This window comes from Candidatus Solirubrobacter pratensis (genome assembly GCF_000425945.1).
Lineage (GTDB): Bacteria > Actinomycetota > Thermoleophilia > Solirubrobacterales > Solirubrobacteraceae > Solirubrobacter > Solirubrobacter pratensis.
Genome location: NZ_KE384480.1, coordinates 188,725 through 203,207 on the forward strand (window position 1 = coordinate 188,725; position 14,483 = coordinate 203,207).

The 14,483-nt window shown below is 74.0% G+C and carries 14 protein-coding genes and 1 pseudogene; 5 read left to right on the forward strand and 10 right to left on the reverse strand.

From position 1 onward, the window contains the following. Positions 1 to 57: 57 nt before the first annotated feature. The 9 genes and pseudogenes from H958_RS48810 to H958_RS0125470 form a co-directional block, all read right to left on the reverse strand. Positions 58 to 258 (reverse strand): annotated as a pseudogene (locus H958_RS48810) (DeoR family transcriptional regulator); the annotation flags it as partial. Next, positions 255 to 425, reverse strand: a complete 171-nt coding sequence (locus H958_RS46800) for a hypothetical protein (protein ID WP_156028276.1) — start codon at positions 423 to 425, stop codon at positions 255 to 257. The pseudogene H958_RS48810 and the gene H958_RS46800, both read right to left, overlap by 4 nt. Continuing rightward, on the reverse strand, positions 422 to 1,117 hold the full coding sequence (locus H958_RS0125440) for a DUF899 domain-containing protein (protein WP_028060702.1): 696 nt from the start codon (positions 1,115 to 1,117) through the stop codon (positions 422 to 424). Before H958_RS0125440 ends, H958_RS46800 begins: the two co-directional genes overlap by 4 nt. A 134-nt stretch (positions 1,118 to 1,251) precedes the next feature. After that, on the reverse strand, positions 1,252 to 3,195 hold the full coding sequence (locus H958_RS0125445; RefSeq protein ID WP_037411651.1) for an aconitate hydratase: 1,944 nt from the start codon (positions 3,193 to 3,195) through the stop codon (positions 1,252 to 1,254). Between the two features lie 117 nt (positions 3,196 to 3,312). Next, positions 3,313 to 3,972, reverse strand: coding sequence for a superoxide dismutase (locus H958_RS40325; RefSeq protein ID WP_051324809.1), 660 nt, complete (start codon positions 3,970 to 3,972; stop codon positions 3,313 to 3,315). A gap of 94 nt (positions 3,973 to 4,066) precedes the next feature. Beyond that, positions 4,067 to 5,701, reverse strand: a complete 1,635-nt coding sequence (locus H958_RS0125455) for a peptide chain release factor 3 (protein ID WP_028060704.1) — start codon at positions 5,699 to 5,701, stop codon at positions 4,067 to 4,069. A gap of 49 nt (positions 5,702 to 5,750) precedes the next feature. Further along, positions 5,751 to 6,218, reverse strand: coding sequence for a hypothetical protein (locus H958_RS44055; RefSeq protein ID WP_051324810.1), 468 nt, complete (start codon positions 6,216 to 6,218; stop codon positions 5,751 to 5,753). A gap of 11 nt (positions 6,219 to 6,229) precedes the next feature. After that, a complete protein-coding gene (locus tag H958_RS0125465; RefSeq protein WP_028060705.1) occupies positions 6,230 to 7,408 on the reverse strand; it encodes a zinc-dependent alcohol dehydrogenase in 1,179 nt (392 codons plus the stop codon). Further along, positions 7,405 to 7,797, reverse strand: a complete 393-nt coding sequence (locus tag H958_RS0125470; protein WP_028060706.1) for an SRPBCC family protein — start codon at positions 7,795 to 7,797, stop codon at positions 7,405 to 7,407. Before H958_RS0125470 ends, H958_RS0125465 begins: the two co-directional genes overlap by 4 nt. A 357-nt stretch (positions 7,798 to 8,154) precedes the next feature. Here H958_RS0125470 and H958_RS0125475 point away from each other — a divergent pair, with 357 nt between their 5' ends. From H958_RS0125475 to H958_RS0125495, 5 genes are all read left to right on the forward strand, one after another. After that, on the forward strand, positions 8,155 to 9,075 hold the full coding sequence (locus H958_RS0125475) for a DUF5996 family protein (protein WP_028060707.1): 921 nt from the start codon (positions 8,155 to 8,157) through the stop codon (positions 9,073 to 9,075). A gap of 159 nt (positions 9,076 to 9,234) precedes the next feature. Beyond that, positions 9,235 to 10,695 (forward strand): phytoene desaturase family protein, encoded by a 1,461-nt coding sequence (gene crtI, locus H958_RS0125480; RefSeq protein ID WP_028060708.1) that lies wholly within the window; start codon positions 9,235 to 9,237, stop codon positions 10,693 to 10,695. Beyond that, on the forward strand, positions 10,695 to 11,546 hold the full coding sequence (locus H958_RS44060; RefSeq protein ID WP_051324811.1) for a phytoene/squalene synthase family protein: 852 nt from the start codon (positions 10,695 to 10,697) through the stop codon (positions 11,544 to 11,546). The genes crtI and H958_RS44060 overlap by 1 nt, the downstream gene beginning before the upstream one ends. Beyond that, entirely contained in the window at positions 11,543 to 12,346 is an 804-nt protein-coding gene (locus tag H958_RS0125490) for a carotenoid biosynthesis protein (RefSeq protein ID WP_156028277.1), read from the forward strand. Before H958_RS44060 ends, H958_RS0125490 begins: the two co-directional genes overlap by 4 nt. Beyond that, complete coding sequence (locus H958_RS0125495; protein ID WP_037411458.1) at positions 12,343 to 13,746, forward strand: phytoene desaturase family protein; 1,404 nt, start codon at positions 12,343 to 12,345, stop codon at positions 13,744 to 13,746. The genes H958_RS0125490 and H958_RS0125495 overlap by 4 nt, the downstream gene beginning before the upstream one ends. Here the strand turns inward: H958_RS0125495 and H958_RS0125500 are convergent. Continuing rightward, entirely contained in the window at positions 13,735 to 14,424 is a 690-nt protein-coding gene (locus tag H958_RS0125500; protein WP_196807561.1) for a hypothetical protein, read from the reverse strand. The genes H958_RS0125495 and H958_RS0125500 overlap by 12 nt on opposite strands. Positions 14,425 to 14,483 lie beyond the last annotated feature (59 nt).

Sequence of the window (14,483 nt, forward strand, 5' to 3'; positions counted from 1 at the left end):
GGCGACCTCGACGCGCTGCATGAACCAGTCTTCCTGGGCCGAGATCGACGCCACCACCGCTCCGCCGTGCGTGCGCCGCGCGATCCCCTGGCGCTCGAGCTCGGCGAGATCGCGCGGCGCGGTCATGGGGGACACGCCGAACCGGCGCTCGACCTCGGTGCGCTGGTAACGGAATGGGTCAGTGTGCCTGGGCGGCTCGCCAGGCCGCGTGAAGCCGGCGCGGCGAACCGGGGGAGGGGGCGTAGCCGCCGGCGTCAAGCGACGCGGTCGCGGCGCGCCTGCTCCGCGGGCGGACCCGACCGCGGGCGGCGATGCCGCAGCGCCCGCAGCCGGGCGGCCAGGGCGGTCAGCACGACGGCGGCGCCGGGCGCCAGCGGCAACAGCTCCTCGACCGGCACGCCGGCCACGTGCGCGAACGTGATCACCGGACGGGAGCGTACTCGTCGTGGCGCTTCAGCCAGGCGTGCGAAGGCTGCACGCCGTCCTCGCCGCGCCCTCGCGGAGCGCGATCGAGCAGCTGGTAGCCGACGTTGAACGCGTCGAGCCCGCGCGCGTAGCAGGAGTACGCGTGGTAGATCGCGTCGTCCTCGGCGACGAAGGCGCTCAGGCCGGCGTGCTCTTCACCGTGCGGGGGCTGCGTGAAGTTGTGCGCGCCGCCGGCGCCGGGCGGGAACGAGACGCCGAAGTCGGCGTTGAAGTCGCTGTCGAGCGACGACACCCAGTCCAACCGCCACCCCATCCGGCGCTTGTACGCCTCGATCGCCGTCAGCGGCGCGCGCGACACGCAGACCATCGTCACGTCGCGCTGGTTGAGATGGACGGTCACGCCGTCGAACCCGTCCGCCCAGAACGAGCACGCGGGACAGCCGGCGCTCCATTCCGGACCGAGCATGAAGTGGTAGACGAGCAGCTGGGAGCGGCCGTCGAACAGCTCCGCCAGCGTGCGCTCGCCGTCGGGCGTGCTGAAGCGGTAGGGCTCCTGGACGCGCACCCAGGGCAGCTCGCGGCGGCGGCGGGCGAGCTCGTCCCCCCGGCGCGTCAGCTCCTTCTCCTCCTCGAGCAGGCTCAGCCGTGCGGCGAGGTGCTCCTCGGGCGTGCCGGTGGCGTGCGTGGTCATGCGTCGGGCTCCTTCATGTCGTCCATATGCGCCGATCGCGGCGGTATTTGCAACCATCGGTTGCGCATCATACACGATGTGCAACCGAAGGTGGCGTATCAGCCTGCTACGCGGCCCACGGCGGGTGGGACACCTCAGCGCCGCGCCGCGTCGCGCGCTCGGAACTCGTTGACGAGCCCGCCGGCGAGCAGGACGCGAACCTGCCGGTCGGAGAGGTCGTGGCGGACCATGACGGTGCGATCGCGCGTGACGTTCCGGATCGTGAACGGCTCGCGGGCGCGCAGCCCGGCGTGGACGTCGTCGATGCGCAGGAGGTCGCCCGGCTCGATCGCGTCGTGGTCGGCGGCGTCGCGGAAGAGCAGCGGCGCGACGCCGAAGTTCACGAGGTTCTGGCCATGGATGCGGGCGAAGCTGTTGGCGATGACGGCCCGCAGGCCGAGGAACGCCGGGACGAGCGCGCCGTGCTCGCGGCTGGACCCCTGGCCGTAGTTCTCGCCTCCGACGACGATGTGGCCGTCGAGCTCGCAGGCGCGCTCGTAGGCGGTCTCGTCGATCTGGGCGAAGTAGAACTCGGCGAGCGCGGGGATGTTGGAGCGCAGGCTCAGCGCGCGACCCGCGGGCATGATCTCGTCGGTCGAGACGTCGTCGCCGAGGGCGAGCAGGACAGGCGCCTCGATCGCCCCGGGCAGCGGGTCCAAGCGGGGCAGCGGCTTGATGTTGGGGCCGCGGCGCAGCGGGCGCTCGGGATCGGGGTCGGGCGCCACGAGCATGCGCACGTTGGGGACCTGCTCGGAAGGAGGCTCGATGCGCGGATACGGGATGCCGAGCTCACGCGGGTCGGTGATCCGCCCGGCGAGCGCGGATGCCGCGGCGGTCTCCGGCGAGCACAGGTGGACCTGGTCGTCGCGCGTGCCGGAGCGGCCGGGGAAGTTCCGCGGGACGGTGCGCAGCGAGACGGCGCCGCTCGCGGGCGCCTGCCCGACGCCGATGCAGCCGAGGCAGCCGGCCTGGTTGAGCCGCGCGCCGGCGGCGACGAGCGTCGCGACGGCACCGCTGCGGGCGAGCGCCTCGAGCGTCTGACGCGACGTCGGGTTGACGTCGAAGGAGACGCCGTCGTCGGTCTGGCGCCCCTCGACGATCCGCGCGGCGATCTCGAAGTCGCGCAGCCCCGGGTTCGCGGATGAGCCGATCAGCGCCTGGGAGATCTCGGTCCCCGCGACCTCGCGCACGGGCTTGACGTTGCCTGGGCTCGACGGCAGCGCGATCAGCGGCTCGAGCTCGGAGAGGTCGATCTCGTCGGTCATGTCGTAGGCCGCGCCCGCGTCGGCGACGAGCTCGACCCAGTCTCCTTCGCGGTCCTCGCTCGCCAGGAAGCGCCGCACCTCGCCGTCGGAGGGGAACACGGTCGTGGTCGCGCCGAGCTCGGCGCCCATGTTGGCGATCACGTGCCGGTCCATCGCGCTGAGACGCGCGAGCCCGGGACCGTGGTACTCGACGATGCGCCCGTAGCCTCCATCGACGTCGTGGCGGCGCAGCATCTCGAGGATCACGTCCTTCGCGCTCACCCAGTCCGGGAGCTCGCCGACCAGCCGCACCCCCCAGATCTCGGGCATCTTGACGTGGTACGGCTCGCCGGCCATCGCGAGCGCGACGTCGAGGCCGCCGGTCCCGATCGCCAGCATGCCGAGCGAGCCGGCCGCGCACGTGTGGGAGTCCGAGCCGAGCAGCGTCTTGCCCGGCACGCCGAAGCGCTGCATGTGGACGGGATGGGAGACGCCGTTGCCGGGCTTGGAGAACCACAGCCCCCAGCGGCGCGCGGCGGATCGCAGGAACAGATGATCGTCGGCATTGCGGAAGTCGGCCTGGATCAGGTTGTGATCGACGTACTGGGCGGACAGCTCGGTCCGCACCTCGGGGACGCCGAGCGCCTCGAACTCGAGCATCACGAGCGTGCCGGTCGCGTCCTGCGTGAGCGTCTGGTCGATCCGCAGCGCGATCTCGGCTCCCGGCTCGAGCTCGCCCTCGAGCAGGTGCGACTCCAGCAGCTTGCGCGCGACGCTCCGGGCGGCTTGGCCCATGCTCATCACCTGCCCGCCCAGCACGCCCCCGAATCACGACGCGATCCGCGCGGCTGCGTAGGCGCCGCCCGCCCGGCCCCGCCCGGGGCCGGGAGAAGACGACGGGGCACGCGCGCGCTACGGGACCGCGGGCTCGGAGACGCTGGAGTCGGCGCCCTGCTTGGCGGCCTCGGCCTGCGCGAGCTGGCGGTTGACGTGGTCCCAGTCGAGGTTGCGGAAGAACGCCTCGACGTACTGCTTGCGGCCGTCGGGCGTCGCGCCGAAGTCGCGCACGTAGGCGTGCTCGTAGACGTCGATCGCGAGCACCGGGACCATGTTGTAGACGGCCCAGAGGTTCTGGCTGTCCATGATGTAGTTGAACAGCGAGCCGTCGTTGAGGTCGTAGCCGACCATCACCCAGCCGCGGGCGGCCGATGCGGCCTTCTTGACGGCGTCCTGCCACTTCTCGACGCCGTTGAACTCGCTCTCGGCGAGCTCGGCGAAGCGCCCGGTCGGCGCGCCGCCGTCACCGCCGAGATGGCCGAAGTAGAGGTCGTGGTTCTTGTAGCCGAGCAGCGCGAACGTATAGTCGACCGAGACCGCGCGCAGCGGCGAGTAGACCTGATTGCCCTCGATCTGCGAGTAGTCGAACTCGTTGAGGATCTTGCGGCACTCGTTGGCCTTCTTGGCGTAGCCCTCGTAGAGCTTGTAGTGGTCCTGCATCGTCTGACGGGAGATCCCGTCCAGCTCCTTGTCGAAGGCGGCGAACTTGCGAGGCTTGAGCTCAGTCCAGGGCATAGGGCTCCCTTCGTTCGCTTGCGTTACTCAAAGGGTCCCCGCCTGGCGGCGCGGGAACCGCCGTAATCGGGTGCGACGTCGTGGAGCTGACGCGTCAGGCCCGCGCGACCGGGTCGCGCATGATGCGGTCCAGCCTCACGCCGGGATGGCGGTCGGCGAAGCGCTCGAGCACGAAGCGGTTGGGGAAGACGGCGAGCTGCATCCCGTCTGAGCGCACGAGCACGTCGCTGCGGACGGTGTCGGCGAGCACGGTCGCGGCGCCGCCGGCGTCGGTCACGCGCGCGGCCTGCCAGGGCAGGACCTCGGTGCGGACGTCGGCGCCGAACTCGGTCCGCAGCCGCTCGACGGCGACCTCGAACTGCATCGGGCCGACGCCGCCGAGGACCGGCACCGGATCCTGCGCGTGCTCGCGGTGCAGGACGTGGACGACGCCCTCCTGGTCGAGCTGCGTGAGGCCGCGGCGGAACTGCTTGTGACGGCTGGAGTCGCGGTTGGAGATCGTGGCGAAGTGCTCGGGCGTGATGCTCGGGATCGGTGGGAAGCCCACCGGGCGTCCGGCGTAGAGCGTGTCGCCGACGCGCACGTCGCCGCCGATCACGACGCCGACGACGTCGCCGGGATAGGCGTCGTCGAGCACCTCGCGCTCCTGCCCGAACACCTCGTGCGCGTGGCTGAGCGCGAGCCCGCGGCCGGTGCGCGCGTTGGTGGCGCGCATGCCGCGCTCGAAGCGGCCGGAGCAGACGCGCAGGAACGCGACGCGGTCGCGGTGGCGCGGGTCCATGTTGGCCTGGACCTTGAAGACCTGCGCGGCGAACGGCTCCTCGACGCCGCGCGGCTCGCCGTCGGCGGTCGGCCGGGCGCGGGCGGGCGGGGCGAGCTCGGCGAGCGCGCCGAGCAGCAGTCCGACGCCGAAGTTCCACGCGGCCGAGCCGAAGAACAGCGGGACGCGCTCGCCGCTCGCGAAGCCGGCCGCGTCGAAGCCGCCGCCGACGGCGTCCACGAGCTCGAGCTCCTCCTCGGCGACCGCCCACAGCGCCGCGTCCTCCCCGGCGGCGTCGCGCGCGGCGAGGATCTGCTCGCCGGCGACCTGCGCGCCGCCGGTGCTGCGCGTGAAGCGGTGGAAGGTCCCGTCGCGGCGGTCGATCACGCCGCGGAAGTCGCCGGGGATGCCGACCGGCCAGGTGAGCGGCGCGAGCGAGAGGCCGAGCGTCGACTCGAGGTGGTCGATCATCGCGAGCGGCTCCATCCCCGGCCGGTCGTACTTGTTCACGAACGCCATCAGCGGGATCCCGCGCGCACGGGCGACCTGGAACAGGCGCTCGGTCTGCGGCTCGACGCCGCGGGCGGCGTCGAGCAGGATCACGGCCGAGTCGACGGCGGCGAGCACGCGCAGCGTGTCCTCGGAGAAGTCGCGGTGCCCCGGGGTGTCGAGCAGGTTGAACACGACGCCGTCGTGCTCGAAGCGCAGGACCGTCGAGCTGACCGAGATGCCGCGGCGGCGCTCCAGCTCCATCCAGTCCGACGTGGCCGCGCGCCGCCCGCGGCGGCCCTTGACGGCTCCGGCCTCGCCGACGGCGCCGGCATAGAGGAGCAGCTTCTCCGTGAGCGTCGTCTTACCGGCGTCCGGATGCGAGATGATGGCGAACGTGCGGCGCCGCGCCGCCTCCGCCGCCACCTTGCCCGCATCCGACGCCGCGGCGGCGGCGTGGGCGGTGGTCGTCGCGCTCAATGGCGGGCGGTGCAGGGGCGGCTCACGGCCATGCGAGCTTAGCGGCGGGCTACGCCCGCGCGGCCGCGACCGCGGGCTCTCCGGTGTAGATCCTGCTGTGCGGCTCGAGCATGTTGGCGCGGCGGACCGCCTCGACGTCGCCGTGGAAGCTGCCCTTACCGCGGGGGTCGGTCAGCGCGAGCGAACCGAGCTCGAACGCGGTCAGCGCGACATGCGGCAGCCACTGACCGCGGCCGCGGCGGTACTGACCGGTGACGAACGGCGTCGCCGCCAGGGCGATCGCGCCGAGGGCGTCGATCGCCAGGTGGACGCGGAACGGGATCAGCTTGACGATGCCGAGCGGGTAGTCGGTCAGCGTGCTGTAGCCGGCGTGCAGGGCGCCGGCGAGCCGGATCTGCCCGGCCGACCGCGTCCCCTCGATCCCGGCCAGCTTCGGGAACGCGGTCGTGAGCAGCGTGCCGGCGCTGTAGTCGACGACGCCGTGGAGCGTCGAGTCGACGGGTCGCGGAAAGCGCATCTCGGCTCCTTTCAGGGCTTGAGCACGACCTTGACGCACTCGTCCTGCTTGTGCTTGAACGTCTCGTACGCGTCGGGCGCCAGGCCGAGCTCGAGGCGGTGCGTGACGACGAAGCTCGGATCGATCTCGCCGTTGCGGATCCGCTCGTAGAGCGGCTTGGTGTAGCGCTGGACGTGGCACTGACCGGTCTTGAGCGTGAGCCCCTTGTTCATCAGCGCGCCGGCCGGGAACTTGTCGAGCAGGCCGCCGTAGACGCCGATGACGGAGACGATGCCGCCGGGCCGGCAGGCGAGGATGGCGTCGCGCAGGGCGTGGCCGCGGTCGGTCTCGGAGCGCGTCGCCTGCTTGACGCGCTCGACCGCGTGCAGGGCGCCGTGCCCGTGCACGGCCTCCAGCCCGACCGCATCGATGACCGCGTCGGGCCCGCGCCCGCCGGTGAGCTCCTTGAGCTGCTCGACGACGTCCGGGTTCTCGGCGAAGTTGATCGCGTCGGTCGCGCCCGCCTTGCGCAGTGCCATCTCCAGCCGGTAGTCGTACTGGTCGATCGCGATCACGCGCTCGGCGCCGAGCAGGATGGCGCTGGCGATCGCGAACTGGCCGACCGGGCCCGCGCCGAACACGGCGATCACCTCGCCGCCGCTGATCTCGCAGAACTCGGCGCCCATGTAGCCGGTCGGGAAGATGTCCGACAGGAAGAGGACCTGCTCGTCGGTCAGGTCGTCCTCGATCTTGATCGGGCCGACGTCGGCGAACGGCACGCGCGCGTACTCGGCCTGCCCGCCGGCGTATCCGCCGGTCAGGTGCGAGTAGCCGAAGATGCCGGCGGTCGGGAGCCCGAACAGCTTCTCGGCCAGCCCGGCGTTCGGGTTGGAGTTCTCGCACACCGAGTAGAGCCCGTGGCGGCACGACCAGCAGTCGCCGCACGCGATCGGGAACGGGACCACGACGCGGTCGCCGACCTGCAGGTTGGAGACGCCGCGGCCGGTCTCGACCACCTCGCCCATGAACTCATGGCCGAGGATGTCGCCCTTCTTCATCGTGGGGACGTAGCCGTCGTAGAGGTGCAGGTCGGACCCGCAGATCGCCGTCGACGTGATCCTCACGATCGCGTCGCGATCGTTGAGGACCTTGGGATCCGGCACGTTCTCGACCTGGACCGTGTTGCGGCCCGACCAGACGTTGGCCCTCATAGCACGCCCACCTTCTCGAGCTCGGAGGCGGAGAGCGGCTGCGCCGGGCGCTGCTTGAGCTTGCGCTCCGCCGACTCGCCCTCGGGCGTCGCGTCCGAGCGCGGGATGTCGCCGGTCTCCATCAGCTGCTTGAACCGCCGCAGCTCGTCCTTGATCTTGGCGAGCGGCGCGGCGCCGGCCAGCTTGACGATCGTGTCCCCGAGCTTGCCGGCCGGGGCATCGTGGGCCAGGTCGACGTGGATCTCGGTCCCTCGATCGCCGGGGGCGTCCTTGAAGGTCACCTCGGCGCCGGCGCTCGAGATGTACTCGGGCCGGTGGTCGCCGCTGCGCCAGAGCCGCTCCACCTCTTCGCGGGAGCGGAGCACCGTGATGGCTGCCTTGGCATGCATGCGGCGGGCCTACCTCGCCGGCGCGCTTGCGAGCAACGCTCCGTCCTTGATCTGACTGCGCCGGATGCGGGTCCGCGCTGGGTGGACGAGACGTTCGCCCGGCCTGTCAGCAGGTCCCGCCGCCCGCTGCGGTCGAGCGCGCGCCGCAGCGACGCGAACGCGATCGCGCCGCCCAACGCTGACGAGCGGGTCGGCCTCGCGCATGATCGCGAGCGCCTCAGCGGTGCCGCCGATCAGGGCGTTGCGCGCCGACGCCGGCGCGCGCTCGAGGCGCGACGCGCCGGTGGCCGGCGTGGGGCGCAGGGCCGAGTCGCGGCACGACGAGGGGCTGCCGGTCCCGACCGGTAGCGTCTTGGCATGTCCCGTGAGTGGCCGGCGCTCTCCTACGACGGGTGGCGCCCGACGTGCGACACGCTTCACGCCCATACCCAGGTGCTCGGCAAGCTGGCGGTCGCGCTCGCCCCGCCCGCGCCCCAGCTCCAGCACACCGCGCTGCGACTCAGCGCCCGCGGCTGGGAGACCCTCCCACTGCCGGCACCCGACCGCTCCGGAGCGCTCGTCGTCGCGCTCGACCTGCACGCCCACGACGTCGTCGCCGAGCACAGCGACGGGCGGGTGAGGCGCGTTCCGCTGACGCCCGACCGGCCCGTCGGGGAGGTCACGCGGGAGCTGCTCGACGCGGTTGGCGACCTCGCCGGCGAGGTCGAGATCGATCCGACGCCACAGGAGGTGCCGTGGAGCGTGCCGCTGGATCAGGACGACGAGCACGCGAGCTACGACGCGGATCAGGTGGCGTCCTACTTCGCCGCCGCGACGCGCGCCGCGCTCGTCCTCGCCGAGTTCCGCGCGCCCTACCGCGGGCGCTCCACCCCCGTCAACGCCTGGTGGGGCTCCTTCGACGTGGCGGTCAACCTCTTCTCCGGAATGCCGGCCGATCCACCGTCCGGCGACTTCATCATGCGCAACGCGATGGACGCGCAGGAGGTCGCCGTCGGCTGGTGGCCCGGCGACGCGCGCTACGGCCGCGCCGCGTTCTACGCCTACGCGCACCCGGCGCCGGAGGGGTTCGCCGAGGCGCGGCTCTCGCCTCCGGCGGCACGGTGGGAGCCGGACCTCGGCGAGTACGTGCTCGACTGGGACGACATCCGCTCCGGCCCTGACCCGCATGCCGCGGCACTCGAGTTCGCCCGCTCCACGTTCCGTCATGCTTGCGCGGTCTGCGACTGGGATCCGGCGCTGCCCGCCAGCGCCGAGGGCAGCCCGCCGCCGATCGTCTGACGTTCCGCGGCGCGCCGCCGAGGTCGCGACGGGCGCAGGCGAAACCAAAGGACGGTGAGTCCGCGCCGCCGGGACAGTCGTCCGCTCCGGGCCGGAGCCCGAACCTGAGCGCGTGTCCGTTTCCCATCTCCCGACGGCGCGCCCCGCCGTCGCCCGGCCATGAAGGTCGTCGTGATCGGCGCCGGGCTCGGCGGCCTGGCCGCCGCCCTGCGGCTGCAGGGCCAAGGCCTCGACGTCACCGTGCTCGAGCAGCGCGAGACGCCCGGCGGCCGCGTGTCGCGGCTGCGCGACGGCGACTACACGTGGGACGCCGGGGCGTCGCTGATCACCATGCCGTGGCTGCTCGAGGAGACGTTCGCGGCGGGCGGCCTGGACCTGCACCGGGAGATCCGGCTGCAGCGCCTGAACCCGCTCTATCGGATCTGCTGGGCCGAGGACGCGCGGACGTTCGACTTCGGGGACTCGCCCGCGCAGCTGCGCGACGAGGTCGCCCGCTTCTCCACGCGCGACGCCCGCCGCGTCGACGACTTCCTCGAGGCGCTCCAGCCGATCTACGAGCGCGCCGTCCTCGGCGCCGGGCGCCGGTCGTTCGAGGACTTCCGCTCGCTCGCCGCCCTGATCCCGAGCATGATCCGGCTCGACGCGATGCTGCCCCTGTACGGGTTCGTATCGCGCTTCTTCCGCCACCCGCGGATACGCGAGGCGTTCTCGTTCCACTCGCTGTTCATCGGCGGCGACCCGTATCGCGTCCCGGCGATCTACGCGGCGCTCGTCTATCTGCAGGTGCTCGACGGCGCCTGGTATGCGGACGGCGGGGTCTACTCGATCGTCGAGGCGATGGCGCGCCCGCTGGACGTCCGCTGCGGCGCGCGCGTCGAGGCGGTCGAGACGGTCGGCGGCCAGGCGCGGGCGGTGCGGCTCGAGGGGGGAGAGCGCATACCGGCCGACGTCGTGATCTCCAACGCCGACGTGATGCGCACCGACGAGCTGCTCGGCCGCGCGCGCGAGGGCCGGCGGCTGCAGCCGACGATGTCGTGCTTCCTGCTCTACCTCGGCCTCGACCGCACGTTCGAGGAGCTGCGCCACCACACGCTGCTGGTCGGCTCCGACTACCGCGGCTTCATCGAGAACGCCACGCGCGGCGGGCGGATGCCGAGCTCGTTCTGCACCTACGTGAACGCGCCGGCGCGGACCGAGCCGGCGATGGCGGTGCCCGGCGGCGACGCGCTGAGCGTGCTGCTACCGGTGCCGAACCTGCGCGCGGGGATCGACTGGGACCACGAGGCCGGCGCGCTGCGCGACGCCCTGGTGACCGACCTCGAGCGCACCTTCGGGCTCGACGGCATCGCGGACGCGGTCCGCGTGGAGCACCGGATGACGCCGCTGGACTTCGAGCGCGAGCTCGGGGCGGTCGCCGGCAACGCGTTCGCGGTCGAGCCGACGCTGCAGCAGTCGGCGTACTTCCGCCCGCCCAACCGCGTCCGCGGCGTCGGCGGCATGTACCACGTCGGCGGCGGGACCCATCCGGGCGCCGGCATCCCGGGTGTCCTGCTCGGCGCAGGCGTGACGGCGGAGCTCGTGGTCGCCGACGCGCACACGAGCCGCGCGGCGGCCGCGTGATGAGCACCGCATCGGGTCTTCGGCGCGCCAAGGGCGCGGCGGCGCTCCCGCGGCGCGCGGCGGTCGCCGAGGCGCGGGCGACGACCCGCCACGCCGGCCGGACCTTCGCGCTCGCCTGCAGGCTGCTGCCGCGCGCCGTGCGCGACGACGTCTACCTGCTGTATCTGGTGTTCCGCACCCTCGACGACCTCGTCGACGACGGGCACCCGGATGCAGCCGAGCGCGTGGAGGCGGTCGCGGCATGGGCGCAGCGGCGCCCGGGCGAGGCGACGCACGAGGTGGCGGTGCTCGACGCGCTCGCCGCCCGTCATCCGCTGCCGCGATCGGCGTTGGCGGAGTTCTGCACCGGCATGCGCCAGGACCTCGCGCGGGCGACGTTCGCGACCGAGGCCGACGTCGACGAGTACTGCTTCCGGGTGGCCGGCACGGTCGGCGTCGTGATGACCGCCGTGCTCGGCGCGCGCGACGTCGGCCGCGCGGTCCCGGCCGCCGCCGCGCTGGGCATGGCGATGCAGCGGACGAACATCCTGCGCGACATCGACGAGGACGCCGCCGACGGGCGCCTCTACATCGCGCAGGAGGCGGTGAACCGGCACGGGCCGCCGCACCCCGGACGGCGCGCCGCCCTGCTGCGCGAGCAGATCGCCTACGCCGACGAGCTCTATGACCACGGCCTCGCCGGCGTCGTGGAGCTTCGCCGCGGCGGCCGGGCGATCGCGGCCGCGGGCGCGATGTACCGCGAGATCCTGCGAGAGATCGAGCGCGGGGGCTACGGCCCGGAGCCGGGGCGCACGGTGGTCCCCCGCACGCGCAAGCTGGCCGTCGGGGGCCGCGCCGCGTGGCGCGGGTGAAGACCCGCGCACACGAACACGGAGCGGCGGGCGCGGGCGCGCGCGCCCGCCGCGCCGTGCGTGTCGTCCGGCGCGCTCGCCCGATCACTCCCGCGCGCGTCCTGCTCGGTGCGCTGGCGCTCGAGCAGATCGCCTACGGGCGCGCGGCGGCGCCGCGCCCGCCGGCCGAGACCCGGGGCGTCGTGCTGCTGATGCTGGCGGCCTCTGCGGCCGAGGCGCTCGAGGCCCGGGGGCCGCGTGGCGCCCTCGCGCTCGCCGCCGCCGGCGCCACCGGCTTCGGCGCGGAGCTGGCCGGCGTCGCCACCGGGGTTCCGTTCGGGCGCTACGCGTACTCGGACCGGCTCGGCCCGCGCGTGCGCGGCGTTCCGCTGCTTGCGGCCGCCGGGTGGGCGGTGCTCGCGCGGCCCGCCTGGGTCGTCGCGGGGCGGATCAGCGACCGCCGGGCGCTGCGGGTGCCGCTCGCCGCCGGCGCCCTCACCGCCTGGGACGTGTTCCTCGATCCGCGGATGGCCCGCGAGGGCTACTGGACGTGGCCGGACGGCGGCGCCTACGAGGGCGTGCCCGCGACGAACTTCGCGGGCTGGCTCGCGACCGGGCTCGCCGCCTTCGCGTTCGTCGCCGCCGCCGACGGCGCACGACCGCAGGAGCGCGACGACGGCGCGCTCGCCCTCTACGTGTGGACATGGGCGGGGGAGACGATCGCCAACGCCGCGCTCTGGCGACGGCCTGCGGTCGCCGCGGCGGGCGCGCCGGCGATGGGCGCGTTCGCGATTGCTGCGCTGCTGAAGAGATTCCGGTGAGGATCGCCGTCGTCGGCGCGGGCGTCGGAGGCCTCGCCGCCGCGATCGAGCTCGCCCACGGCGGCCACGCGGTCACCGTGCTCGAGCAGGCCGACGCGCCCGGCGGCAAGTGCGCGCGGATCGCCCGCGGCGGCTTCCGCTGGGACGCCGGGCCTTCGCTGCTCACCCTGCCGCAGGTGTTCCGCGCGCTCTTCGCCGCGACGGGCCCGCCGCTGGACGACGAGGTCGAGCTGCTGCGCGTCGAGCCCGTCACCCGCTACCGCTTCGCCGACGGCACGAGCGTGGAGCTGTCGGCCGACCTGCCGCGGGCGCTGGAGGCGCTGGAGGCGTGGTCACCCGGCGCGGGAGCCGACTGGGCCCGCTTCCTCGAGACGTGCGCGGCGATCTGGCGCGCGGCGGAGGGCGTCCTCGTGACGTCGCCGTGGCGGCCGCAGGATCCGCGCAACGCCCTCCGCATCCGCCCGTGGTGGACGCTGCGCGACCTCGCCCGCGCGCGCGCCCGCGACCCGCGGCTGCGCATGGTCATCGAGCGCTTCGCCACCTACGCGGGCGCCGACCCGCGGCGCGCGCCGGCCGCACTGGCCGTCGCCGGGTACGTGGAGCACGCGTTCGGTGCATGGCACCCGCGCGGCGGGCTGCACGAGCTCGTGGCGGCGATGGCGCGGCGGCTGGAGGCGCTCGGCGGGGAGCTGCGGCTGCACACGCGCGTCGAGCGCATCGTCATGCGCGACGGCCAGGTGCGGGGAGTGGACATCGCCGCCGCCGGGGCGCTGGCAGCCGACGCCGTGGTGACCGACGTGGACGAGGGCGCCGTGCCGTGGCTGCTCGGGAAACCCGGCCCCGCACAGGCGCCGCCCGAGCGCTCGCTGTCCGGCCTCGCGCTGATGCTCGGCCTGCGCGGGCGTACGCCCGCGCTCGCGCACCATACGATCATCTTCCCCGCCGACTACGACGCCGAGTTCGACGACGTATTCGCGCACCGCCGCCCTGTCCGCGATCCCACCGTCTATGTCTGCGCGCCCGGCGTGACGGACGCCTCCGGCGCGCCGACCGGCGACGAGGCGTGGTTCGTGCTCGTCAACGCGCCCGCGATCGGCGGCGGCGCGGACTGGGCGGCCGCGGCGGCGGCATTGGCCGACCGCCTCGGCGTGCGCGAGCGGGTCGCCGAGCTCGTGGTCCGCACGCCTGCCGACCTCGAGCGCGAGACCGGCGCGCTCGGCGGCGCGATCTACGGCGCCGCGCCGCACGGCCGCCTGCGCGGGCTCCTGCGGCCGGGACGCCGGGTACGAGGCGCGCACGGGCTGTGGCTGGCGGGCGGGACCGTGCATCCCGGCGGAGGCCTGCCGCTCGTCGTGCTCGGCGGCCGCGCCGTCGCGCGCGAGATCGGCTCAGCCGCGTAGCGGGTCGCGGCCGTCCCAGGTCCCTTCGGACCCGTACGGCACGAAGCGCGCGAACAGCTCCTCCGCGAACCAGTCTTCGGCGCGCGCGCGGCGCACCACCGTCCCGTGGGGACGGCGCGCGTACGCGAAGCGCGTGGCGTCGTCGAGCGAGCGCCAGAGCGAGAAGTTCGCCTGGCGCAGCAGCGGCCGCTCGCCGATCCCCACCGCCGCGAGCAGGCCGGGCTGGCGCGGGAGATCGGCGTCCGGTCCCGCGACCGCGCCGTAGAACGCCCGCGCGCGCCGGGGACGGATCGCGGCGCGCGTGAGGATCGCGGCCGGCCCGGTGCCGAGCGCGGCGGGAACGGCGCCTTCGAACGGGTCGCGGGCGCCCCACGCCCCGTGCCAGCGCACGGGCGCGAGCCGCACCACGTAACGCTCGTGCGCGAGCGCCGCCCAGCGGCGCGCCACCGGCGACGCGGCGAGGAACGCGTCGAGCGCCGCGTCGTCGTCCCAGACCGCGAACATCCCCCAGCGGCGCAGGTCGGCCGAGAGCGTCATCGTGCGCCCGCGGCCCGTGCCGAGCAGCCGCCAGAAGCGCAGGCCGCCGACGCGCCGCAGCTGCAGCCGGTCGATCCCCATGCGCGAGAGCTGCGTCGCCGGGCTCGGAAAGCGCGTCAAGTGGAAGGAGGCGACGGGCACCAGCCGATGATCGGCGCCGCCGATGGGCGGGCATCTGCCCTAAGGGCGCGACGCCGCCC

Coding starts and splice junctions, on each gene's coding strand:
- H958_RS0125440 (WP_028060702.1), bottom strand. CDS start 1,117: ATGACCACGCACGCCACCGGCACGCCCGAGGAGCACCTCGCCGCACGG.
- H958_RS0125445 (WP_037411651.1), bottom strand. CDS start 3,195: ATGGGCCAAGCCGCCCGGAGCGTCGCGCGCAAGCTGCTGGAGTCGCAC.
- H958_RS40325 (WP_051324809.1), bottom strand. CDS start 3,972: ATGCCCTGGACTGAGCTCAAGCCTCGCAAGTTCGCCGCCTTCGACAAG.
- H958_RS44055 (WP_051324810.1), bottom strand. CDS start 6,218: ATGCGCTTTCCGCGACCCGTCGACTCGACGCTCCACGGCGTCGTCGAC.
- H958_RS0125465 (WP_028060705.1), bottom strand. CDS start 7,408: ATGAGGGCCAACGTCTGGTCGGGCCGCAACACGGTCCAGGTCGAGAAC.
- H958_RS0125470 (WP_028060706.1), bottom strand. CDS start 7,797: ATGCATGCCAAGGCAGCCATCACGGTGCTCCGCTCCCGCGAAGAGGTG.
- H958_RS0125475 (WP_028060707.1), top strand. CDS start 8,155: ATGTCCCGTGAGTGGCCGGCGCTCTCCTACGACGGGTGGCGCCCGACG.
- crtI (WP_028060708.1), top strand. CDS start 9,235: ATGAAGGTCGTCGTGATCGGCGCCGGGCTCGGCGGCCTGGCCGCCGCC.
- H958_RS44060 (WP_051324811.1), top strand. CDS start 10,695: ATGAGCACCGCATCGGGTCTTCGGCGCGCCAAGGGCGCGGCGGCGCTC.